General features: G+C 42.7%; 22 protein-coding genes. 14 read left to right on the top strand and 8 right to left on the bottom strand.

From position 1 onward, the window contains the following. Positions 1-83: 83 nt before the first annotated feature. From C6H66_RS20590 to modE, 3 genes are all read right to left on the bottom strand, one after another. On the bottom strand, positions 84-443 hold the full coding sequence (locus tag C6H66_RS20590; protein WP_046397454.1) for a hypothetical protein: 360 nt from the start codon (positions 441-443) through the stop codon (positions 84-86). 464 nt (positions 444-907) lie between these two features. Then, on the bottom strand, positions 908-2,383 hold the full coding sequence (gene modF, locus C6H66_RS20585) for a molybdate ABC transporter ATP-binding protein ModF (RefSeq protein WP_105396568.1): 1,476 nt from the start codon (positions 2,381-2,383) through the stop codon (positions 908-910). A gap of 176 nt (positions 2,384-2,559) precedes the next feature. Beyond that, a complete protein-coding gene (modE, locus tag C6H66_RS20580; RefSeq protein WP_065390600.1) occupies positions 2,560-3,351 on the bottom strand; it encodes a molybdenum-dependent transcriptional regulator in 792 nt (263 codons plus the stop codon). Positions 3,352-3,535: 184 nt separating this feature from the next. Here modE and C6H66_RS20575 point away from each other — a divergent pair, with 184 nt between their 5' ends. From C6H66_RS20575 to modC, 4 genes are all read left to right on the top strand, one after another. Further along, the gene (locus C6H66_RS20575; protein ID WP_071647086.1) at positions 3,536-3,670 is read left to right on the top strand and encodes an AcrZ family multidrug efflux pump-associated protein; all 135 of its coding nucleotides are present in this window, start codon (positions 3,536-3,538) and stop codon (positions 3,668-3,670) included. Positions 3,671-3,918: 248 nt separating this feature from the next. Continuing rightward, positions 3,919-4,689, top strand: coding sequence for a molybdate ABC transporter substrate-binding protein (gene modA / locus C6H66_RS20570; protein WP_105396567.1), 771 nt, complete (start codon positions 3,919-3,921; stop codon positions 4,687-4,689). A 14-nt stretch (positions 4,690-4,703) separates the two neighbouring features. After that, on the top strand, positions 4,704-5,399 hold the full coding sequence (gene modB, locus C6H66_RS20565) for a molybdate ABC transporter permease subunit (protein WP_105396574.1): 696 nt from the start codon (positions 4,704-4,706) through the stop codon (positions 5,397-5,399). Then, positions 5,393-6,457, top strand: coding sequence for a molybdenum ABC transporter ATP-binding protein ModC (gene modC, locus C6H66_RS20560; RefSeq protein ID WP_181150252.1), 1,065 nt, complete (start codon positions 5,393-5,395; stop codon positions 6,455-6,457). Before modB ends, modC begins: the two co-directional genes overlap by 7 nt. Before the next feature lie 125 nt (positions 6,458-6,582). On the opposite strand, the gene C6H66_RS20555 is transcribed toward modC, so the two are convergent. Then, a complete protein-coding gene (locus tag C6H66_RS20555) occupies positions 6,583-7,401 on the bottom strand; it encodes a pyridoxal phosphatase (protein WP_105396565.1) in 819 nt (272 codons plus the stop codon). Between the two features lie 145 nt (positions 7,402-7,546). On the opposite strand from C6H66_RS20555, the gene pgl reads away from it, so the two are divergent. The 3 genes from pgl (at position 7,547) to C6H66_RS20540 (ending at position 10,103) form a co-directional block, all read left to right on the top strand. Continuing rightward, entirely contained in the window at positions 7,547-8,533 is a 987-nt protein-coding gene (gene pgl / locus C6H66_RS20550) for a 6-phosphogluconolactonase (RefSeq protein WP_105396564.1), read from the top strand. Between the two features lie 390 nt (positions 8,534-8,923). Then, on the top strand, positions 8,924-9,598 hold the full coding sequence (locus tag C6H66_RS20545; RefSeq protein ID WP_046397461.1) for an antitoxin Xre/MbcA/ParS toxin-binding domain-containing protein: 675 nt from the start codon (positions 8,924-8,926) through the stop codon (positions 9,596-9,598). After that, positions 9,591-10,103, top strand: a complete 513-nt coding sequence (locus tag C6H66_RS20540) for an RES family NAD+ phosphorylase (RefSeq protein ID WP_248000761.1) — start codon at positions 9,591-9,593, stop codon at positions 10,101-10,103. The genes C6H66_RS20545 and C6H66_RS20540 overlap by 8 nt, the downstream gene beginning before the upstream one ends. Before the next feature lie 23 nt (positions 10,104-10,126). On the opposite strand, the gene C6H66_RS20535 is transcribed toward C6H66_RS20540, so the two are convergent. Beyond that, entirely contained in the window at positions 10,127-11,296 is a 1,170-nt protein-coding gene (locus C6H66_RS20535) for an RNA-guided endonuclease InsQ/TnpB family protein (RefSeq protein WP_105396563.1), read from the bottom strand. A gap of 200 nt (positions 11,297-11,496) precedes the next feature. Here C6H66_RS20535 and C6H66_RS27330 point away from each other — a divergent pair, with 200 nt between their 5' ends. After that, positions 11,497-11,625, top strand: coding sequence for a hypothetical protein (locus tag C6H66_RS27330; RefSeq protein ID WP_282183126.1), 129 nt, complete (start codon positions 11,497-11,499; stop codon positions 11,623-11,625). 295 nt (positions 11,626-11,920) lie between these two features. Here the strand turns inward: C6H66_RS27330 and bioA are convergent, their stop codons facing one another. Further along, positions 11,921-13,192 carry an adenosylmethionine--8-amino-7-oxononanoate transaminase gene (gene bioA, locus C6H66_RS20530; RefSeq protein ID WP_105396562.1) on the bottom strand — a complete coding sequence of 424 codons (1,272 nt, stop codon included), beginning with the start codon at positions 13,190-13,192 and terminating at the stop codon, positions 11,921-11,923. 94 nt (positions 13,193-13,286) lie between these two features. Between bioA and bioB the strand changes: the two genes are divergently transcribed. Genes bioB through bioD form a run of 4 tightly spaced genes read left to right on the top strand, consistent with a single transcriptional unit; the run spans position 13,287 to position 16,899 of the window. After that, positions 13,287-14,324 carry a biotin synthase BioB gene (gene bioB, locus C6H66_RS20525; RefSeq protein ID WP_036812938.1) on the top strand — a complete coding sequence of 346 codons (1,038 nt, stop codon included), beginning with the start codon at positions 13,287-13,289 and terminating at the stop codon, positions 14,322-14,324. Then, entirely contained in the window at positions 14,324-15,475 is a 1,152-nt protein-coding gene (bioF, locus tag C6H66_RS20520; RefSeq protein WP_105396561.1) for an 8-amino-7-oxononanoate synthase, read from the top strand. The genes bioB and bioF overlap by 1 nt, the downstream gene beginning before the upstream one ends. Beyond that, a complete protein-coding gene (bioC, locus tag C6H66_RS20515; protein WP_105396560.1) occupies positions 15,459-16,226 on the top strand; it encodes a malonyl-ACP O-methyltransferase BioC in 768 nt (255 codons plus the stop codon). Before bioF ends, bioC begins: the two co-directional genes overlap by 17 nt. Beyond that, complete coding sequence (bioD, locus tag C6H66_RS20510) at positions 16,219-16,899, top strand: dethiobiotin synthase (RefSeq protein ID WP_105396559.1); 681 nt, start codon at positions 16,219-16,221, stop codon at positions 16,897-16,899. Before bioC ends, bioD begins: the two co-directional genes overlap by 8 nt. A 216-nt stretch (positions 16,900-17,115) precedes the next feature. Here the strand turns inward: bioD and C6H66_RS20505 are convergent, their stop codons facing one another. Together C6H66_RS20505 and C6H66_RS20500 are read right to left on the bottom strand one after the other, a co-directional pair. Continuing rightward, on the bottom strand, positions 17,116-18,009 hold the full coding sequence (locus C6H66_RS20505) for a queuosine precursor transporter (protein WP_046395961.1): 894 nt from the start codon (positions 18,007-18,009) through the stop codon (positions 17,116-17,118). After that, on the bottom strand, positions 18,010-18,624 hold the full coding sequence (locus tag C6H66_RS20500) for a helix-turn-helix domain-containing protein (RefSeq protein WP_046395960.1): 615 nt from the start codon (positions 18,622-18,624) through the stop codon (positions 18,010-18,012). Positions 18,625-20,336: 1,712 nt separating this feature from the next. On the opposite strand from C6H66_RS20500, the gene uvrB reads away from it, so the two are divergent. Together uvrB and C6H66_RS20490 are read left to right on the top strand one after the other, a co-directional pair. Next, positions 20,337-22,346: an excinuclease ABC subunit UvrB gene (gene uvrB / locus C6H66_RS20495; RefSeq protein ID WP_105396558.1), complete on the top strand. Its 2,010-nt coding sequence runs from the start codon at positions 20,337-20,339 to the stop codon at positions 22,344-22,346. 531 nt (positions 22,347-22,877) lie between these two features. Beyond that, positions 22,878-23,383 (top strand): contractile injection system protein, VgrG/Pvc8 family (locus C6H66_RS20490; RefSeq protein WP_248000760.1); only part of this gene is annotated, 506 nt, incomplete at its 3' end.

Raw genomic sequence — 23,383 nt, 5'->3', positions numbered from 1 at the left:
TAGTGAAATGTACCGCTAAGGCTATGTTATTTATGGTTCTAAACGCATAGCCTTATGGTTAATATTGAGCGGATAATTTAGGCTTATTTATTTTTATCTTCGTCTTTACCTTTATCTTCGTTTTTATCTTGGTCAAACTTCTTGTCTGTTTTGTTGTATTTACCTTCGGAAACAACAACATTAAGATTTTCCACCACCTTATCAACACCTGTTTCTTTCAATAATGAACTTGGTGGTGCGACGGCAACATAAATATGATTTGCATTACCGATAGCGACTTCTAATAAAGTATTTGCAGGTTGCTCACCTTTTTCGGGTGAAACTACACTAAAAAGAAAAGGCGCTTCAGGAGTCGGGGTTGCTGATGGAATATTTAAATCAACGTTATAACTGTCTTGACCAAGTTTAAGCTTGACTGATATGACGGCGCTTAGACCACTCATTGTTATTCTCCCAATGGGTATGTAATAGTCGGGAATCCATCTTTGGCCTGATGGAAACATTCTGTCACTTTACTTCTAGGAATAGTTTAATCGAAAATCTAATTCGCTAAATAATCTATTTAATTAAATGTGATGAATGTCTATATAATGATTGTGATCGTGAAGTGGCATTGTTAAGTGAATTAAGTTTCATTTAAACATAAATAATTGAAGGGTTGGTTTTATTATTTTCTGCTATATGAAATTAATGTTCTTATATTTAAATGTATTATTTTCATAATTAAATTATCTTACGAAGAAAATATTAATAACGGGTACTTTTATGTTGCCTGACTTTCTTGGCGCTTTATAATTGCTATGAATAGATAAAGCCAGCATGTTTGCACGTGTATTGCTACGAGATTGACATAAACGCACTTTTGCAATGCTGGCTTTTGTTTCAGTATTAATCTCATTTTAATACGTTAATGGTTGATTCTTTCTGTTTGATAACGATATATGTCGCCATCAGGAATAAATATCAGCCGGTGAGTAATGCATCGCGGCGCGTCTTCCTGATGATGAGAAACAAACAGTAGCTGAGTATCACCGTCAGCGATCATGATATCAATAAAACGTAATATTAACTGGCGGTTGAGTGGATCAAGCCCTTGCAGAGGTTCGTCAAGGATCAATAAAGCCGGATGTTTAACCAGTGCGCGAGCTATTAGAACCAGCCGTTGTTGTCCCCATGAAAGGCGCTGAAACGGACCGTTGGCAATCTGAGCTGATAATCCCAGTAAAGCCAGCCATTCATCAGCAAGTTGCTGTTGGCGATCTGATACGGTCTGATAAAGACCGATTGAATCGAAGAAACCAGATAGAATCACATTACGAACACTGATACTGACACGATATTCCAGATGAATGCTGTTGCTGATATAACCAATATGGCGTTTGATATCCCAAATAGTTTCGCCGCTACCGCGTTGACGGCCAAAAAGGATCAGCTCATTACTGTAGCCTTGAGGATGATCTCCGGTAATCAGACTCAAAAGCGTTGATTTTCCGGCGCCGTTTGGGCCAATAATTTGCCAATGTTCACCTGGATTAACTTGCCAATCTAGCCCATGCAAAATGGGTTGATCATTATATTGAACGATACCGTTACGTAGGATAATCAGAGGCTGATCGGGCGGTAATTGCTCATCGACAGGAAATTCATCTGTTTCAGGTAAATGAATGCCGTCTAATTTTTCACTGTGAGCCAGTTGAGCCACCAGTGAATCCGCCATCACCTTTTCTTTGATGCCGACAGAGGTTAGCTGGCAATCCGCGAGTACGCCAATCTGATCAACAAAATCTGGGATTTCACTAAATCGGTTAAGGATAAGTACCAAAACTATCCCTTTTGATGACAATTTTTCCAGTAATTCAGTGAATTGACCACGAGCGAATAGATCCAAGCCATTAAAAGGTTCATCAAGAATCAGCAAGTCAGGTGAAGCCATCAGTGCCTGGCAAAGTAATGTCTTGTGGGTTTCGCCGGTAGAAAGATATTTAAAACGACGGGAAAGTAAATCCATAATACCAAACTGTTTTGCCAGCTTTAGGCAAAGTTCATTATCTTTATGATAAAGTTGGATAATTTCTGCCGCAGTGCGACCGGTATCATCTTCATCATCACTGAGCATATCAGTATTATTGCGTTGCCATTCTTCTTCCGTCAGTTTTTGTAATTGTTCTTGAGAGACGCGGGCGCACCTGTGAAATGAGTAATTTAGTTCACCGGAAAGTAGGGCTAATTCATTTGAAAGCGCACGGGCCAATGATGATTTTCCGCTACCATTAGCGCCAATAAAAGCCCAATTTTCACCAGAGGTTATTTTTAATGATGATAACTGCAAGGTTTGAGTATCACTTAAACGGAAACAGCCTTGCGCTATTTGCAATTCAGACATCTTTTATTCCTTTTTAAGCAACGCAAATATCTTCCCACAAATAAGCGGAATGCCGCAGAATGTCAATATTAACTTTTAATTAACATTTAACATCGGACACTAAGGGATGCGTAAGGCACGTAATTCCATGATATCCCTGGATATCCTGAATTGTTCAGTGATAATAGCCGCAATTCTTAACACAGAGTTGCAATAATCACCTGGTCAGCATTAAAAAGTGCAGTGATTTTATCTCCAGGGTGTAGTTTCAGGTTATTGACTTCTTGATTGGGCAGGGTAGAACAGAGGGTTTCACCGCCATCAAGGGCAATAATAATTTCTGTGTTCTCTTCGCCTGTTTCAAGGTTACTGATCTGCCCTGTCAGGGCATTGTCGAAATGACCGATAGAAAATCGCTCTTTAGTGAGTTTCACCCAAGGCGCTTTAATCAGCGCCAATACTTCCTTATCTTTTACCAAGCCAAGACGGTTGGCACTCTGTTCTGTTAATGCCGCATTCAGTGATGTTTGACCATCTGCCAGCAAGATGCGGACATGCTGTTGTACCTGATTATGGTCACGGTCAGTAATTGTGCCAAAGAATTGGTTACGGGCGCTGGTTTGCAGAGAAAAACGGGAAATGGCGGCTAACAGACTGTCGAGGGGAAGTTGGTCATCTTTTAGCACATCAAAGGCTTTTTGCTGAATTTGTGTCAGTAGATCGTAAAGTTGCAACAGACGTTCGCCGTAGTGGGTAAGATTTGCTCCTCCTCCTCCTCTGCCGCCTGTAGCACGATCCACCACTATTTCATCTGCTAACTGATTCATTTCGTTAATAGCATCCCAGGCACTTTTATAGCTGATCCCTGCCAGTTTTGCCCCCTGGCTGATAGAGCCGGTTACTTTAATCTGTTTAAGTAATAATATTCGCCGTGGATCGGCGAATAACCGTTGTTGTAATTTTAGTGTCAATAGAATTTCGGCTTGCATAATAGTTTTTTTCAGGAAATATGATCGTAAATTTTTATTGGCTAACCCACAAAAACGCACGTTTAGCCGGTTACTGTTGTTTGTCTTTTGTCTAGAATGGTACTAATTATAGCGGTATTACCCGCTATGGTTAAAAATATGTTATGTTGCCGGCTCATTAAATGAGCCATTATGTGAGGCTACCATGTTTGAGTTGATTAGAAGTATGGCTTTTGCCCTGGTCATGGTACCGGTGGTGATGGCTGGAATTTTAGGTTTAATTTATGGTCTTGGGGAATTGTTTAATATCGTTTCCCGTATTGGTCGTTCTGAAAAGTAAAACTAATATTTCTTTTACACCAGATGCTATTCCGATTACCCGGTGATTTACCGGGTAATTTGTCTTAATTAATTATAATCATTTCAATTTTATTCATCTGGTTTTTCTATTACAGTATTTTAATTCGAATTAAATTAGATAGTAAAAGTTGCTCACGATTTGCCGATTAATATTGGAACACTCTTCCATTTAACGCTATATCTTGCTATATACAACGAACTAATGGGTAAGAAACAGGTGGAAAACAAATGAGAAAGAGTTTTGGCAAACTGCTAGTCGGCGTTGTCGTTTCTTTTGCTTTGACGTGGCAAGTGTGGGCTGCGGAAAAAGTCACGTTGTTCGCGGCAGCCTCGCTGACTAATGCACTTGATGATATTGCACTACAGTATAAGCAAAAGACAAAAGGTGAAGTGGCGGCTTCTTATGCTTCATCTTCCACTTTGGCACGCCAGATTGAGCAAGGTGCGCCGGCAGATATTTTTATTTCTGCTGATCAACAGTGGATGGATTATGTTGCCGGCAAGAAACTGATTATTGATGAAACTCGGTTGACTATGTTGGGAAATCAACTCGTTCTGATTGCGCCGAAAGCGAGCAGGCTCAATAAAGTTGACATTAATAAAGAAACCAAATGGAAATCTTTGTTAGAAGGCGGCCGTCTTGCCGTTGGTGATCCCGATCATGTTCCGGTGGGTATTTACGCTAAAGAGTCTCTGCAATATTTGGGAGCATGGGAGACGATAAATCCTCTGCTAGCGCGCACTAGTAACGTGCGCAGTGGTCTGGCGCTGGTGGAACGTGCGGAAGTTCCGTTGGGCATCGTTTATGGTTCAGATGCTATTGCGAGTGATAAAGTCAAAGTGGTGGGGATCTTCCCGGAAGAGAGCCACAAACCGATTGAATACCCAATGGCGATAATCAAAGACCATAATAATCCCAATGTTCTCAAATTTTATGAATATTTGAAAACCCCTGAAGCCGTTGCAATTTTTAAACGTTACGGTTTTCACCCACTTTAGGAATGGATTTTTTGGTGATGTTGAGTGAATACGAATGGCAGGCCATCATCCTGAGTCTGGAAGTTTCAGGTATGGCGGTATTACTGAGTCTGCCATTTGGGATCTTAATGGCGTGGATTCTTGCTCGTTTCCAGTTTCCCGGTAAATCGTTACTCGACAGTATGATCCATCTACCGCTGGTGTTACCGCCAGTGGTAGTGGGTTATTTGCTATTGATCAGTATGGGACGTCGTGGATTTATCGGTGAATGGTTATATGACTGGTTTGGGATCAGCTTCGCATTTAGTTGGCGTGGCGCCGCATTGGCTTCTGCTATTGTTGCTTTTCCGTTGATGGTCAGGGCGATACGTCTGGCGTTGGAAGGTGTCGATCGACGACTGGAACAGGCCGCTCGTACTTTGGGAGCGAATCCGTTGAAGGTATTTTTTACTATCACATTGCCGCTCTCTTTGCCTGGGGTTATTGTGGGCACTGTTTTGGCATTTGCCCGTTCATTGGGTGAATTTGGCGCAACTATCACTTTTGTATCCAATATTCCAGGCGAAACGCGGACGATCCCTTTGGCGATGTATACCTTGATTGAAACCCCCGGAGCAGAAACCGCCGCGGCTCGTTTGTGTGTCATTGCCATTATTCTGGCGTTGATGTCACTGATGGTTTCTGAATGGTTAACCCGTTGGGGAAGGAGACGTTTGGGAGCAACATGTTAGAGCTGGATTTTGAGCAACAACTCGGTGATTTTCATTTACAGGTCAAGACACAGCTACCCACTGAGGGAATTACGGCTGTTTTTGGTCTTTCAGGCGCCGGGAAAACTTCATTGATAAATGTTATTGCCGGTTTGATACGTCCACAGAAAGGGCGGATTGTCCTTAATGATCATGTGCTGGTTGATATTGAAAAAGGTACCTGCTTGCCGCCAGAGCAACGCCGTATAGGCTATGTTTTTCAGGATGCCCGGCTTTTTCCTCATTATCGAGTAAAAGGTAATCTTCAATACGGGATGTCTCCGGTGATGAAGCCGGAATTTGAGAGCATTGTTAGTTTGCTAGGGATTGAGCACTTACTATCTCGTTTTCCTCTTACCTTATCCGGCGGTGAAAAGCAGCGGGTTGCTATCGGTCGAGCTTTATTGACGGCACCTGATCTGTTGTTAATGGATGAACCATTGGCATCGCTGGATCTCCCCCGTAAAAGAGAACTCCTGCCTTATCTTGAAAGGCTTTCTGGAGAGGTCAATATCCCGATTTTGTATGTCAGCCATAATCTGGATGAGATTTTGCACCTGGCGGAAAATGTACTCGTTATGGATAACGGCAAAGTCAGGGCAACAGGAAAATTGGAAGAGGTTTGGTCCAGTAGTGTGCTACGTCTTTGGTTACAAAAAGAGACCCTTAGCAGTATTCTGAATGTTTCAATGGTTGAACATCATAATCGTTATGAAATGACAGCGGTGGCGCTCGCTGACCAGGCTTTATGGCTGCCGAAAATGGATGTTCAACCGGGAACCGATTTGCGTATCAGAATAGATGCGTCAGATGTTTCATTAGTACTGGAACCTCCGCGCGGCAGTAGTATCCGTAATATTTTACCGGTGAAAGTGGTTGAGTTCTTTGATGATAATGGACACGTTGATGTCAAATTGGTGTTGAGTGGTCACTATTTATGGGCAAGGATCACTCCGTGGGCAAGGGATGAACTTAATTTGCGGCCTGGGCAGTGGCTTTATGCTCAGATAAAAAGTGTTTCTCTTAATCGGCAACCGTAGTTTCTGTTTATTAAGAAGCGATTCGTAAATTGGTAGCCACTGGAAGCAATCGGATCGCTATAAATAATTTAAATAATAACGGGGAACCTAGCTAAGGATTACCCCGATAGTGTGGTTTTGTGGGTTTATAGAACATACTTGCGAATAACTTCGGCAATACCTGGCTGAGTATTATCCAGCGTCACCAGATCGGCTCGTTCTTTGATAGCATCTACACTGTTACCCATAGCGACGCCGAGTCCAGCGGCTTCCAGCATACTCAGGTCATTAAAGTTATCACCAAAGGCAATAACATCTTTCATCCTCATGCCTTGAGATTCAACCCACTGTTGCAAACGCATACCTTTGCTGTTGCCTCTCTTGCTAATATCCACCTGATCGAACCATGACCATTCACACGAAAGACCTGTGTCATTTTCGATTTGTGCAGTTACTTCCCGCAGTTTTACTAAATCAGGAGAGCTGGTGGCAAATTTCCAAATAGACTGTACTTCATCAATAGCATACTGAAAGCTATTAACATGTCGCATAGTTGGACGTTGGGATTCAGGTAGGGTTTCAGACCATTTCATGGTACGGACAACTGTGTCATACGGTTCTTCATATAACATGGCGTCATCCACATACATTAGACGGTGAATATCTGTGTTTTTTAAGTGGGAGAGAACTTTTATGGCTTCTTGAGATGATAGCGGATCTGAGGCTAATACTTTCTTTTCATGGTAATCATACAGATAAGTACCATTACAGCAGATGGCAGGAGTATCGAGTTGCAAAGCCTGATAAAAAGGGTGGATAGCGACATGATGACGGCCGGTGGCGATAAGCACCTTAATACCAGCTTTACGTGCTTCATTTAGTACAATGAGTGATTCGGGCAGGATATTTTTTTGAGGATCGAGTAGTGTACCATCCAGATCCAGCGCAATGATGCGATATGACATAAATTAGCCTCATAACTATATATAATATAAGGATATTACATTGAAACTGAATAAAGCTACACCAATTGTGCGGTGAGTTTAACCGATAAAACCAATCGAGTCGTTACAGCGCAATAAAATGGCAATAGATAATTAAGGAGTGAAGATGAAACAAGTAGTTTATACGGCGAGTCCAAACAGTTGTCAGATTCATGTTTGGAGCCTGAATAATGAAGGTGAGTTATCACTCATTCAGACAGTTGATGTACCGGGGGAAGTACAACCAATGGTGGTTAGCCCGGATCGTAAACATCTTTATGTTGGCATCCGACCACAATTCAGTATTGTCACTTACCAGATTGGCTCTAGTGGGGAACTGGTACAACAGGGGATTTCATCAATACCGGGTAGCCCGACTCATATCTCTACAGATAAGCAAGGTCGCTTTCTATTCTCTGCCTCCTATAGTTATAACAATCTGAGTGTCAGCCTAATTGACGAACAGGGGATTGTGGGTGAACCTGTTCAGGTTATTGAAGGTTTGCAAGCACCGCATTCAGCTAATATTGACTGGGATAATAAACAACTATTGGTTCCTTGTCTGAAAGAAGATCACATCCGTATTTTTGAAATGACAGAAGAGGGTTATCTGACAGAAAAGCGTGCTGAGGAAATCACTACGGCAATGGGTGCGGGTCCTCGTCATATGGCATTTCATCCAAATCAGCAGGTGATTTACTGTATTAATGAGCTGGATTCTACGGTGGATGTTTATCGCAAGTGGGAAAAATATCGGGCTGTTCAGACGATTGATTCATTACCGGCGGATTTAGCGGGTGTTCGTTGGTCTGCGGATATTCATATTACACCGGGTGGTCGTCATCTTTATACCAGTGAACGAACTTCAAGTTTGATCAGCCATTTTGTTATTTCACAAGATGGTCTTAATTTGACGCTGGCAGGACACTATAAAACCGAAACTCAGCCGCGTGGTTTTGCTATCGATCACAGTGGAAAATATCTGATTGCATCCGGTCAAAAGTCTGACCATATTTCAGTCTCTTCTATTGATCAATATACCGGTAAATTGACTGAATTGACGCGCTATCCAGTAGGTAAAGGCCCAATGTGGGTAACGGTGCTGGCCCTGTGAATTTGATAAAGTTGTTGGGTGTTAACGGTGGTTGTGTGTGCTAGTTACGGTTTAATCTGGTAGACATTGATGTAAAGAACCGGTAATTACCAGATCAATTTTGAGCTAATACAACTCCAAATTTCGCAGTCATACAACCGGACAGATGCAAAAATGGTTTCCTGTGTCTGCTCGGTTGCTCTAAACTCATCCAGTGATTGCTCCCGCCTGCTGTAACGTGATGGCGTCACATACCTTGTATTCACGACAAAATCTCGTTGAAAGCGCTTTGATGGAAGCCTCGTGTGATGCAACTACACCAATCCTTGTACTTTTAACAAATACGCAATATCATCCATATAACGAAAATACGCAAAATACGAACTCAAACAGATGCAATAGGGAGGCAGTATGATTACTAAATCGCAATCCAAATCGGAGAATGTTAGCTTTGACTTTCTTTCAATTGAGTTATCAAATGACAAGGATGTTGCCAAACATATCAATTTGTCTGAAATTCCCGCTGATGAGATAGATCAGTATGTGGTAATAAAGTTGCCAAGAGCAATTGATTATCATGATATTAAGTTGGCAATAGCTAGCGCAGTAACCGCTGTCACTACATTCAATAAGAACAAACATCGGTCTGTTATGACCGAACCATCTTCAAAAATTGGATTTGCTTCCCGTAATGAAGCACGCCTTGAAAAATTAAAAAATCAGATCATCACTGATTCAGAGTGGCTGACTGCAAGTGAACTTAGCAAATTGGCCGGATCTAAATCAATGAATTCCAGCGCTGCGGCAAATCGTTTGAAAAAGTCGAAAAAAATATTCGCATTGCCAATTAATGGCAAAGACCTATTCCCATTGTATGCTCTAGACGAAGGCGGCCAACCGTTACCAGTGATAAAGAAAACCATTGCGCTGTTTGGAGACAAAAAGACCCCTTGGTCAATGGCTATTTGGTTCGGCACACCAAATAGCTGGCTTGGTAATAAAAAACCAAAGGACCTTGTATTAACTCAACCTGATGATGTTTATATGGCAGCCAAAGAAGAAGCTGAAGGGCCGCGTCATGGTTGATGATAAAAAAGAATTTCAAGAAGATATACCGCTTCCCCCAGAGAATACAGCAACCAAAATCCAAAAGTGGAAAGCGGGTACACCTATTGAACGTATTCATAAAGCCGAGTTTAAAGGCGCTGAATTTAATCCTGGTGTTGGTAATGCCCGTTTTAGCCCGTTTAAAAATAATGGAATCTTTGTTCCAACACTTTATGGAGGTGAAAACGTAGGAGTCGCTATTATGGAGACGATTTTGCATGATATTCCACTAAATTGCGCCGGTATACCTGTTGAACTGAGTAAACTGGATGATTTAGCGTATAGCCAAATTACGCCAAAAAAAGACATCAAGTATGTGGATATCAATCCACGAATATTGAAGAAATGGGGGATTATTCAAGGCCAACTAGTAGAATCAGAAGCATCGGATTATCATATTACTCAGCTCTGGGCAGCAAAAATTTATCATGACAATCCTGATGCTCAAGCAATTCGATGGCCCTGTGACTGCTCCCCGCCGTAAAAAACGGCGAGGCTTCCCACTTCTCAGGCCGCCACCGTCTTTATGACGGATTTACGCTGGCCTCCGTGGGCAGAAACGACGAGTCCCGCCGCCTGTAATTCTGTTATGCCCTTGTGCTGGATGTTGATCGCCGCATTGATATCGCGGTCATGTTCGACTCGACAGCAAGGGCATGGCCAAATCCGCTTATGCAGCGGCATTTCCGGCACTTTGTGACCGCAGCAATGGCAGGTTTTCGAACTGGCGAACCACTGATCCAGTTTGACCAAATGGACGCCCGCCGCTGCGGCTTTGTATTCCAGTTTCTTGATGAAGCCATGCCAGCCCGCATCCCCGATAGCGCGGGCAAGGTGGTGATTCTTCATCATGTTAGCCGATTTCAGCGTCTCAACAATTATCGCTTGGTTTTCGTCAACTATTGTCCGAGAGAGTTTGTGTTGAAAATCGGCGCGGGCATGGGCTACCCGCTCATGGACTGCCGCCAGACGTAATCGTGCCTTGCCGCGGTTAGCGCTGCCCTGTTGTTTGCGGGACAGCGATTTCTGTTTACGACGCAGGTTACGGGCGGCGTTGATAAGGTGATGGGGGTTATTGACCTTCTCCCCGGTCGACTGGATAAGATAGTGGGACAAACCCATATCGCAACCGGTCACGCGGGTGATAACGCCCGGCTTTTCCGGCGCCTCTTTGCCATCGTCACACAGGATAGCGGCGAAATACTTTCCCGTGGCGGTTCGGGATAGCGTAATGCTCTTCACTTCCCCTTCAATTTCTCTGTGTATGCGTGCCTTTATCGGTGACAATTTCGGGATCTTCACTGCGCCCTCCAGCACTTTCACCCCAACACAGTGATAGCTCGATTGCTTACCCTGTTTGCGTTTGAACGTGGGCAATTGGGCGCACAACTTCGGATTGAAGAAATTATCAAACGCGATATGCAGATTGATCACCGCCTGCTGTAATGCAATGGAGTCATATTCCCTGAGCCAGGCATACTTGCGGGATTGCTTCGCGACCGCCAGTAACGGTTTGAGGTCTTTGCGCGGATTTAAACTTACGCCGTGACGTTTGTAGGTATGCTTTTTGATGTGCAGCGCCTTGTTGTACGCAAAACGGACCGCCCCGAACTGGCCGTTAAGATACTCAGCCTGTTCAGGTGTGGGGTAGATGCGGACTTTGGTCGCTCTTAACATGTTCAGCGCTCATTGAGAAAGTGCATTGATTTTAGCCTGTTTTACCGGCAGATATCAATCCAGTCAGGAGACGTCTGAGTCGCCAGCCCTAAAGCCCTCTGGGCTTTTCGCCTGATATCCCCGCCCGCACTGGGCAAGGGTTTACGGCGGTTTTTGCTAAGCAGCACGGCGGTAAAGCAATAATAATTTTTGGAGATCGGGTGGAAGAAAAAGATTTGCATGTGTCTCTTGAATCAGAGTCCGCCGCTATTTCTAAAGAGGTTAACGAAAAACTTAGAGAGCTTGCAGATGAAATGGAATTGGTTTTAGTACCTACAGATATGACATGAAGGAAAGGCCATATATACCCGTCATCTTTCAAGTTGTCTCTTTGTTGGCTGCACTCGCTCACCCCAGTCATCCCGGCCACGTAGTTATCTATGCTCCCGGGGATTCACTCCCTTGCCGTCGCGATGCATCTTGAAATCCATAGGGTATAAGTACAGAAAAGCGCAGAAAAACAGCCAGTCAGTTACTTAACTGACTGATATTACCCAATTGGGAGCCTTTTTTGATCAAGCCGGAACTTAGTTTTAATTAACTGCTCAGTAATAAATTCAGAAGAATTTATTTAATAAAGGAAAATTACAAATTTATTGAACCAGAGACAGCCTTTGTCAGGCGTGAAAGTTGCTCCGGTTGAATAATATAAGGCGGCATTAAATAAATCAGCTTGCCAAATGGTCTTATCCAGACACCTTGAGAAACAAAATGGTGCTGCAACACCGCCATATTCACGGGTTGCTTCATCTCCACGACGCCAATTGCACCGAATACCCGAACATCAGCCACTTTTGCATGGTGTTTTAGTGGCATCAACTCACTCTTTAATTGGTTTTCAATTGATTTAATACGTTGTTGCCAAGGGCTGTGTAATAACAGTTTCAAACTGGCTTCTGCCACGGCACAAGCTAATGGATTGCCCATAAACGTTGGGCCATGCATAAAACAGCCTGCTTCACCATTGCTAATTGTTTCGGCCACCTTACGGGTTGTCAGTGTTGCTGATAGTGTCATATAACCACCTGTCAGCGCTTTTCCTACACATAAAATATCTGGCTCAATTTCAGCATGTTCACAAGCAAACAATTTTCCTGTGCGGCCAAAACCGGTGGCAATTTCATCCGCAATTAATAGAATCTGATGCTGATCACAAAACATTCTGACCTGACGCAGATATTCAGGATGATAAATTCGCATGCCTCCAGCACCCTGTACGATAGGTTCAAGGATCACCGCGGCGATATCACGGGAATGCTGCTCCAGCAGAGTACGAAATGGCATGATATCCCGTTCGTCCCATTGAGAATCAAATCCGCACTGAGGCGATTCGGCAAACAGATGGGGTGGCAGATAGCCTTTGTAGAGATTATGCATTGAATTGTCGGGATCACAGACCGACATAGCGCCGAATGTGTCACCGTGGTAACCGTGCCGTAATGTCAAAATACGCTGACGTTTCTCACCTTTTGCTTGCCAGTATTGCAATGCCATTTTTAACGCCACTTCCACCGCGACGGAACCTGAATCCGCCAGAAAGACACATTCCAGTGAGGGGGGGGAGATTGCTGTTAATTGCCTGCAAAGTGCCACTGCGGGTGGATGAGTAATGCCGCCAAACATGACATGGGACATCTGATCAAGCTGAACCTTAGCGGCTTGGTTCAAAACCGGATGATTATATCCATGAATGGCAGCCCACCAGGAAGACATGCCATCTATCAGCTTACGGCCATCAGACAACTCTAGTTCCACCCCAGAAGCCCCAACGACAGGGTAAACCGGAAGAGGGTTGGTCATGGAGGTATAGGGATGCCAAATATGGCGTAGATCAAATTCAATATCGGAAGCAGTCATAAGGCTTGATGTAAACTAATTTACTTAAAATTGGTTGACAGTATAGCGGCATTATTTAAACTGGCTACACTTTTTTCACACTGGAGATGTTATTGTGATTGAGCGTAAGCAATGGACAATTAAGCAGGCGCAAGAGCTGTTTGATAAACCTTTTTTTGAATTATTATTTCAAGCACAACAGGTTCATCGTATCTATTTTGACCCACAGCAAGTACAAGTCAGTACATTACTTTCCATCAAAACCGGGGCCTGTCCAGAAGATTGCAAATATTGTCCGCAAAGCTCCCGTTACAAAACCGGCCTTGAAAAAGAGCGGTTGATGGAAGTGGAACAGGTGATTGATTCTGCTCGTAAGGCCAAAAATGCCGGTTCAACGCGTTTTTGTATGGGGGCTGCGTGGAAAAATCCCCATGAGAGGGATATGCCTTATCTGGAAAAAATGGTTAAGGAAGTCAAAGCACTGGGAATGGAAACCTGCATGACGCTGGGTATGCTCAATGGTTCACAAGCACAGCGACTGGCGGAGGCAGGATTAGATTATTACAACCACAACCTTGATACCTCCCCGGAATTTTATGGCAACATCATTACCACTCGAACCTATCAGGACAGATTGGATACCCTTGATAAAGTACGTGAAGCAGGAATAAAGGTGTGCTCTGGTGGTATTGTCGGTCTGGGTGAAGCGATCCGTGATCGGGCCGCGTTATTGGTACAACTGGCAAATCTGCCAAAACCGCCGGAGAGTGTACCCATCAACATGTTGGTTAAAGTCAAGGGCACGCCATTGGCTGAAAACGAAGATGTAGATCCTTTCGATTTTATCCGCACGATTGCTGTTGCCAGGATCATGATGCCATCTTCTCATGTCCGGTTATCCGCAGGTCGTGAACAGATGAATGAGCAGACACAAGCGATGTGTTTTATGGCTGGCGCTAATTCTATTTTCTATGGCTGTAAGTTGCTCACTACACCCAACCCAGCGGAAGATAAAGACTTACAACTGTTTCGCAAGTTGGGTATTAATCCTCAGCAGACTCAGACGGCATTCGGTGATAATCAGCAACAGCAGTATTTGGCAGAAGCCATCATCAATGCAGATAACGAACAATTTTATAACGCGGCATTATAATGGATTGGTCAGCTTATCTTTCCCGGCAATTGTCTGAGCGTCGGGATACTTCTCTATGGCGTCAGCGGCAGGTCAATCAGAAATCAGATGGGCGTTTCCTATATACTGTTGATGACAAATATCTTAATTTTTCCAGTAATGATTACCTTGGGTTAAGCGCTAATTCCGCAGTTATTGCTGCATGGCAGCGGGGAGCTGAACAATATGGCGTTGGCAGTGGGGGATCAGGTCATATTGCGGGTTATACAAAAGCCCATCAGCTATTGGAACAGCAATTAGCTGACTGGTTGGGTTACCCAAAAGCATTACTGTTTATTTCAGGATATTCTGCGAATCAAGGGGTCATTGCCGCGTTAATGACGAAACAGGATCGAATTATTGCCGATCGTCTGAGTCATGCTTCATTAATGGAAGCGGCAATGCATTCTCCGGCTCAATTACGGCGTTTTCTTCATAATCAACCTGAATCACTTGCAGATTTATTGGCAAAACCCTGTATTGGCAAGACGCTGGTGGTGACGGAAGGTGTATTTAGTATGGATGGTGACTGTGCACCGTTGGCAGATATTCATCAGCAAACCAAGGCTTCTGGATACTGGCTAATGGTGGATGATGCTCATGGTATTGGCGTCTGTGGTGAGCAGGGAAGGGGAAGTTGTTGGCAGCAGAAAGTCAAACCAGAGATCTTGATTGTCACTTTTGGTAAAGCATTTGGGTTGAGTGGCGCCGCAGTGCTTTGTGATGAACAGACGGCAGAATATCTGATTCAGTATGCCCGTCATCTGATCTACAGCACTTCTATGCCGCCCGCGCAAGCACAGGCGCTTTCTGAAGCTGTTCGGCAGATACAAGCTGGTGATGAATTACGTCAACGATTGCAACAGAATATCAATTACTTTCGTCAGCAGGCGCAGAAATTGCCCTTTAATCTGACCGATTCAACCACAGCGATTCAGCCATTGATTGTGAGTGATAATGAACTGAGTATCTCCTTATCCCGGTATTTGCAACAAAAAGGGATTTGGGTTACAGCCATTCGTCCACCAACAGTGCCGCCGGGCAGTGCCAGATTACGTATTACTTTGACGGCCAGCCATACGCTACAGGATATTGATATGTTGATGGAGGTATTGCATGAGTTCCGTAGTTGAATTTGTTAATAAACAGGCGATTGCCGGAGCATTTGGTCGAGCAGCCGCCAACTATGATGTGGTTGCGAAATTACAGCAGCAAGCCGGTGAATTCCTCATGCAACAAGCCGATGGGCATCCTGGTAAGTTAGTCTTGGATGCCGGTTGCGGTACGGGGTTTTTTAGTCAACGCTGGCGGCAACAGGGGAAGCAGGTTATTGCATTGGATTTGGCGTCAGGTATGTTGATTCATGCCCGTAAACAGTTAGCGGCGGACTATTATCTACAAGGGGATATTGAACATTTAGGGCTTGCTGACAGCAGTGTTGATATCTGTTTCAGTAATCTGGTTGTTCAGTGGTGTGAGAATTTATCCAGCGCTTTAAGAGAACTTTATCGGGTAACACGTCCTGGTGGATTGATTCTGTTTTCCACCTTGGCTAAAGGTTCATTACATGAATTGAAACAAGCCTGGAGCGTGGTTGATAACTACCAGCATATTAATCACTTCCTGCCGCAGCAGACGATTAAAGATGCGTGTCGGGGATTCCGGCATTGTCTTATTAGTCATGTTTATCGCCAACAATATTCTCATATATTGCCGCTATTGGGTTCGCTGAAAGGGATTGGCGCGACTCACCTTCATTATGGGCGTCAGCAGGGGTTGATGACGCGTGAACGGCTGATTGCTCTAGAACAGGCTTATCCACGAGAAAATGAACATTTGCCTCTTAGCTATCAAGTTGTCTTTGGAGTGATTTATCGTGACTAAGCGCTGGTTTTTGACAGGTACAGATACCGAAGTGGGTAAAACAGTTGTAAGTTGTGCTTTGCTACAAGCGGCAACTAAAGCAGGATATAAAACAGCAGGTTATAAACCTGTCGCTTCCGGTAGTGAAATAACACCGGCAGGTATTCGTAATTCCGATGCGCTGGCATTGTTGGCAAATAGTTCTGTGCCTTTGCAATATGAAGAAGTGAATCCGTTAGTATTTGTTGAAGCAACATCGCCCCATATTGCCAGCGATGACCTGAATCAACCTATTGATTTTGCTGTTATGTCTGCGGGATTGCATCAGTTAGAAAAGAAAGCGAACTGGGTTTTAGTTGAGGGCGCTGGTGGTTGGTATACCCCTTTATCGCAATCGGCGACTTTTGCTGACTGGGTGGTTAAAGAGCAATTGCCGGTTATTTTGACCGTGGGGGTAAAACTGGGCTGTATTAATCACGCGATACTTACCATGAAGGCGATTATAGGTTCGGGGTTGCATTTTGCAGGTTGGATAGCTAATGAGGTTGAACCCGCAGGCAAACGCCAACAAGAATATTTGGCGACATTAGAGCGTATGTTACCGGCTCCTTTATTGGGTAAGATTCCTCATTTAACCCAAGGATATTTTAATCATTTAGGGGAATATATAGATTTAAATTTACTGGTTAATTGAATTATTAATCTACAAATCTGATTTGGTGGAATTTTATTTTAATGTCACGATAAATGATTACACTATTCATATCTATACTTTTGATAATGAATATATGGATTTCACTGCTGATGATATGTGAAGAGTTATTTTAGGACAATATGCCGGAGCGGTGTTCCGGCATAAAAATGATATTTTTCAATGGCTTTTTATATTATGACAAAGGTGGATATCTATTCATACTTCGGCGAGTTTTTTATTCACAGGCGCGTCTTCTGGGCGATTTATATAGCTCCTGAATATCTTCCTTACCAGGTAAATAGGGCCTACACCCAGGATAGAATAAGCCACTTTAATGAGGAACTGGGCGATAATCATTTCTTTTATGATATCTATACCGAGAACACCATAGAAAGCAATGGAACAGAATATTATACTGTCGAATGCTGAGGCGATAACAGTACTGGTTATTACTCGCAGGAAAAGATACTTTGAATTGGTGAGAGATTTTATTTTGCAAAGGAGATATGAATTTATATTTTCAGAGATGAAATAAGCAAGAGATGATGCCAATAATACAGATACGATACTATTGACTATTCCATTATAAGTTGCACCAAACTCCCATCCAGGAACACCTGGCATCAGTGCGGTTCCCCAAAGCCCGAGAACAAATAATAAGTTCGCCGCGAAAGAGATAATAATCGTTCTTCTTGCCAGACGTAATCCATAGAATTCGTTCAGAATATCGACCAGCAAGAAGGTAATAGGGTAAATAAAAACGCCGGGAGGCGTGACGATATTAAGGATCGGGATATGAATGGGCTTCACGCCACATATGGTAGAGAAAATATAGATAACACTGAGTGCGATGCTAATGAGCAAATAGGCTTGCCATGAACGCTCATGACGATCCCCAAGTTCATAAGCGGTTACGATATTACTGTGGCTGTATAATTTCCGGTATATCGTACTGAGTTCATGCCTGCTCAGGTCTTCTGAGATATCACTGTCGGCTAACTCTTTTAGCCCCATAGTAATGGTCTTGCCTGTCGCTAGTACCATGACATTTGCCGATAATTTACCGTACCTTGAAAACCCCAGTAACTTAAACTTCTGATTTGCCGTCATTTACAGTCTTTCTCCTACGATATAGCCTAAGAAATGAGCATTTTTGTAGGGTTTCCTATCGAGGTAATCATCATTTCTCTCTTGCCGGATAAAGAACCCAATTCCCTTAGCGTAATACAATAATGGCGTATTGGTGACTAATGTGGGGGGACGTTTTATCAGGATCACCTCGCCGGGAATGAAGGTATCCTCTATTGCCGATTCAACTTTAAGAGCCAGCATGTTCGATTCATCACCAAAGAAATAGGTCAATGGATACTCGGTAACAAGCTGACCGATTTTTTTCTCAGAAACGGCTAAAAATTCAGATTGTGGAACGATAGGGATAGCCGAAGGATTTTTATTGCCTTCGGTTGAGAGTGTTTCATTGAGGCGTTCTAATTGTTCAAGGTCATAATATTCTATTTCTTCACAGGAAACACCGAAAAAATCGGAGATCCGAAGAATAGTAGATTGTTGAACGTTATTGACTTGCCCTTCCAGGATTTTATAAATGGTGGTACGGGTTAATCCTGTTCGATTGGAAAAAGAACTCTTGGTTTCTCCACGGGTACGTATCAAATATTCTATATTTTTAATGATATTTGTTTTTCGCTGTGCGTTAGATGTTTTCATGAAAATCCTTTATATAAAAATAACAGCATTACTATATATTACTTGATGATATTGTCCAGTGTGAAAAAAACACTCATTGTGATAATTTATTGATTTTACTTTTAATATCTTAATTTTCTGATGATCTATATTAGCACATCCTATATCAGAAAATGCTCATGGATTTACATTTATATTCTAAAAATGAAAGTTAAATCATGTAATTAAGTAAGATTCATTATAAAGTTTACACAAAACTGAACTTTATGTTTATTTTTGTGTTGACTTTATGGATTTTATTATAATAATGTTAAGTTGTGTTGATGTGTTTTTGGGTCATCAGATAGCATCAAACAAAATATTATTCTTATTATAAATCTCTCGGGGAAAGAGCTACTTTATCCTTCGAGTTTGGAAGTGGGTTATTTCTTTTAGCACTAGGGAATATCAAGAAAACAGAGGAAGTGAAATAAACATTAGGACTGAAATTAGTAAATTAATAAAATGATAACACGGTTAAAACACCAGGAAATGGCAGTATAAAGATGCTTTGGAACAGCAATCGATTGAAATTGTGAATGATAGATACAGAGTAGTTTTTCGATCGGAGATAGCCAACAGAATATTGGACGTTTTACGAGGGCAATGTCGATTTGATATTTGTGTATCTATCATTTTTTTACGTGTTCGCGATGGAGCTCATTTTGTAAAATAGGAGATATACTGATGTAAATTCATTAATCTATCAATAACATACATTAATTTCCTAATTAAAAAACGGATTTTGTTCATGCCAATTAAGCCAATTATTGTTTTTGGTAAATATTTACCGGCATTGTCTATAGGTAATTGTTTATAGGTATTATTTGTTGGCATTGTTTATTGACAGCATTGTTTATTGACATAGTAAAAAACGCTGTTGATGATATTGAATCTGCTATTGCTAAAAGCGCAGGAAGCAGAGAAGCCTGCTTTCTACTTAGGTAACACACAACTTTCCTCTTGAGTAACAGATTTCCATACAGGAAACTGTTCACCGATTATCTCTTATTGAATAAAAATTCCAATCTAGTATCAGTATTGTTTTCTACTACTTGATGCAGAAAAGGCGGTTTTTTGCACTAATTATACAGAAAATACTGACGATTATCTACCTTTAATTATAGTAGCATTGAACGAATATAGTTTATTGATGTTTAATTTATATGAGAAAATTCTTACTTTTTCAGCAAAGTTATTCATTTTTTTGGAACAAATAACTGAGATAAAGGTAAAAAAATAGTAAAAATTTTTATCGATAGAGAATACCTATTTTGTGGCATGATGTTGCAACCTCGTACAGTTAATGGGGGTTTGTAGAGTTATCCACTATTCCTGTGGATAACCTTGTGTATTAGACTTAGAAAAGTGACGCAACGCAAGAAAATACGCGGCTTGAGTCAAGGTTGATGTTATTCTCGTCTTTGTTTTAATCCTTTTAAATATCAATAAGATAACTAAAATCAAGCCCTGTCTGGCCAGTGATGATGCTCCATGTTGTCACCTTTCAGCGGATCATATAAAAAATGGAAAAATCAAGATAATTTGGGGATAAAATGGCATTTATTTTGATATCAACGCATGTTTAATTGATAGGAAAGTGACCTAATTAAGTCCGTTTTTATAAAACCAACTTGAAGCTGGTTTTTTATCCAGTATTATATGTGCATTAATGTTAGGAAAGTGAGATACCGATGACTAAGGTGTTCAAATTACGTTCTGACTTCCAACCGGGTGGTGATCAACCAGAGGCTATCCGCCAATTACAGGAAGGCTTAGAAGATGGGCTTGCCCACCAGACTTTGCTAGGGGTAACGGGGTCGGGTAAGACATTCACTATCGCTAATGTGATAGCCAATTTAAACCGACCAACGATGGTACTTGCTCCGAACAAGACACTGGCGGCTCAACTTTACAGTGAAATGAAGGACTTTTTCCCAGAAAATGCCGTAGAGTACTTTGTTTCTTACTACGATTATTACCAACCGGAAGCTTATGTGCCAAGCTCCGATACTTTTATTGAAAAAGATGCTTCCGTAAACGAACACATTGAGCAAATGCGCTTGTCTGCTACCAAGGCTTTACTGGAGCGGCGAGATGTCATTGTTGTCGCGTCTGTTTCGGCGATTTATGGTTTGGGTGATCCCGATAGTTACCTAAAAATGATGCTTCACCTGACTAACGGTATGATTATCGATCAACGTTCCATTCTGCGGCGTTTGGCTGAATTGCAATATACCCGTAATGATCAGGCATTTCAGAGGGGGACATTTAGGGTACGCGGTGAAGTGATTGATATCTTTCCGGCTGAATCTGATGAGCATGCCCTGCGTGTTGAGCTATTTGATGATGAGGTAGAACGGTTATCACTGTTTGATCCGCTAACAGGACAGATTCAATATCATGTGCCGCGATATACTGTTTATCCAAAAACTCACTATGTTACTCCGCGTGAACGTATTATTCAGGCAATGGAAGTGATTAAAATTGAGCTTGAGCAACGGCGTAAGGTATTACTGGCAAATGGTAAATTGCTGGAAGAGCAACGTATTACGCAGCGTACTCAATTCGATTTGGAAATGATGAATGAATTGGGTTATTGCTCCGGTATTGAAAACTATTCCCGTTACCTCTCTGGCCGTGCTGAGGGGGAGCCGCCGCCGACACTGTTTGATTATCTCCCTGCCGATGGTTTGCTGGTAGTGGATGAATCGCACGTTACCATCCCGCAAATTGGTGGGATGTACCGAGGGGATCGCTCCCGCAAAGAGACGCTGGTGGAATATGGTTTCCGCATGCCTTCCGCGCTGGATAATCGCCCACTTCGGTTTGAAGAATTTGAGGCGCTGGCTCCACAGACAATTTATATTTCGGCTACGCCGGGCAAATATGAATTGGAAAAATCTGGTGGCGATGTGGTGGAACAGGTGGTGCGTCCTACTGGCTTGCTTGATCCGGAAGTGGAGGTGCGTCCTGTCGCAACGCAGGTTGATGATTTATTGTCTGAAATCCGCATCCGGGCGGTGAAAAATGAGCGGGTGTTGGTCACTACATTGACTAAGCGAATGGCGGAGGATTTAACGGAGTATTTGGAAGAACACGGTGAACGGGTTCGTTATTTGCATTCGGATATTGATACTGTCGAACGTGTGGAAATTATTCGGGATCTTCGTTTAGGTGAATTTGATGTATTAGTGGGGATTAACTTGCTGAGGGAAGGGCTGGATATGCCGGAAGTTTCTCTGGTAGCCATTCTGGATGCGGATAAAGAAGGTTTCCTGCGGTCTGAACGTTCATTAATTCAGACGATTGGGCGTGCTGCCCGTAACCTATATGGTAAAGCGATTCTTTATGGAGATAAGATAACTGATTCAATGGCGAAAGCGATTGGTGAAACGGAACGCCGGCGTGCTAAACAGCAAATATTTAATGAAAAACACGGCATTATTCCAAAAGGTCTGAATAAGAAAATTGGTGATATTCTGCAAATCGGGCAGCCGACGAATGGCAAAGGGAAGGGCAGAGGTAAAGCTGTCGCCACAACGGAAACATTCAGCAAACTGTCTACCAAAGAGCTGGAAAGCAAAATCCGCGAGCTGGAAGCGAAGATGTACCAGCATGCGCAGGATCTTGAATTCGAGCAGGCGGCGAGTGTTCGGGATCAGGTTCAGGCATTGCGTGAGCAATTTATTGCCAATTCTTAACAATTGCCCCGTAAATCCTGGCCCAATGCGAGGATGTCGCAAAAGGCCAGCATTGAAAATAAACCCGCAGAGATTTATTGCCTGTTATTGGGAGTGACAACCCATGACAGGCTAAAATTTTCGATTGAAAAAGGAGCTATTGAGCGATTTATTAATCAAAGAATTCAATATGAAAAATCGGCATTGATGGCGATTAATTAGCCATTTCATGTGATATTAATCACATTTTCTTCATGTTCATCTGATAAATATCGTGATCTTGTGGTCATATATTTAGAGAGCGAAATTCTCTGTTATCTGTTATCTGTTATCTGTTATCTGTTATCTGTCTCCACTCCATCCTACTCAGTTGGAAGCGGTCTGTTGTTCTCTCTAACGCCACGTATTAAATGATGGCTATTTTACGCTGTCATTTTTTTACCGCGGAACAGACCGGTGCTATTTAAAAGAGCCGCATGTCATGGCTCGTTTAATGGCTTCTTGCGTTATCCCCGTTTCAGGATAATGGCTCAATTATGTAGGGTTTCAAATATGGATGGATTAGTTTTCACCTGCCGAATTGGCGTACTGCCCCAAACCACCTTTCAGGTCTCGCAATTTACTTTACAGGAAGAGCTGTCACAGCTTTATCGCCTGACGTTAAAAGTGGTGAGCTCACGTGATGATATTCCCCTGAATGAACAGCTGGGGGACAGAGCGTCACTGACCATTACCCGAAATGGCGTCACCGAACGGACCATTAATGGGGTGATAACCGGGGCTGAACAGGATAATACCGATGGCCGTCGCACTGTTTATATTTTCACTGTCCGCCCCACAATGTGGCTGATGACGCTCAATCAGGACAGCCGTATTTTCCATCGAAAGTCTGTACCGGAAATCTTAACGATCCTGCTTAAAGAGCATCGTATTTTATTTACCCGCGATACGCTCTATAAACGCCATGTCGAACGGGAATACACCACGCAAAAACGCGAATCCGCCTATGATTTCTGGTGCCGACTGGCGGCGGAAGAGGGCATTATCTTCTGGTTTGA

The organism is Photorhabdus hindustanensis, assembly GCF_002968995.1.
Classification (GTDB): Bacteria; Pseudomonadota; Gammaproteobacteria; order Enterobacterales; family Enterobacteriaceae; genus Photorhabdus; species Photorhabdus akhurstii.
The sequence above is the reverse complement of the archived record's forward strand: the minus strand, read 5'-3'. Positions and strand labels throughout refer to the sequence as shown.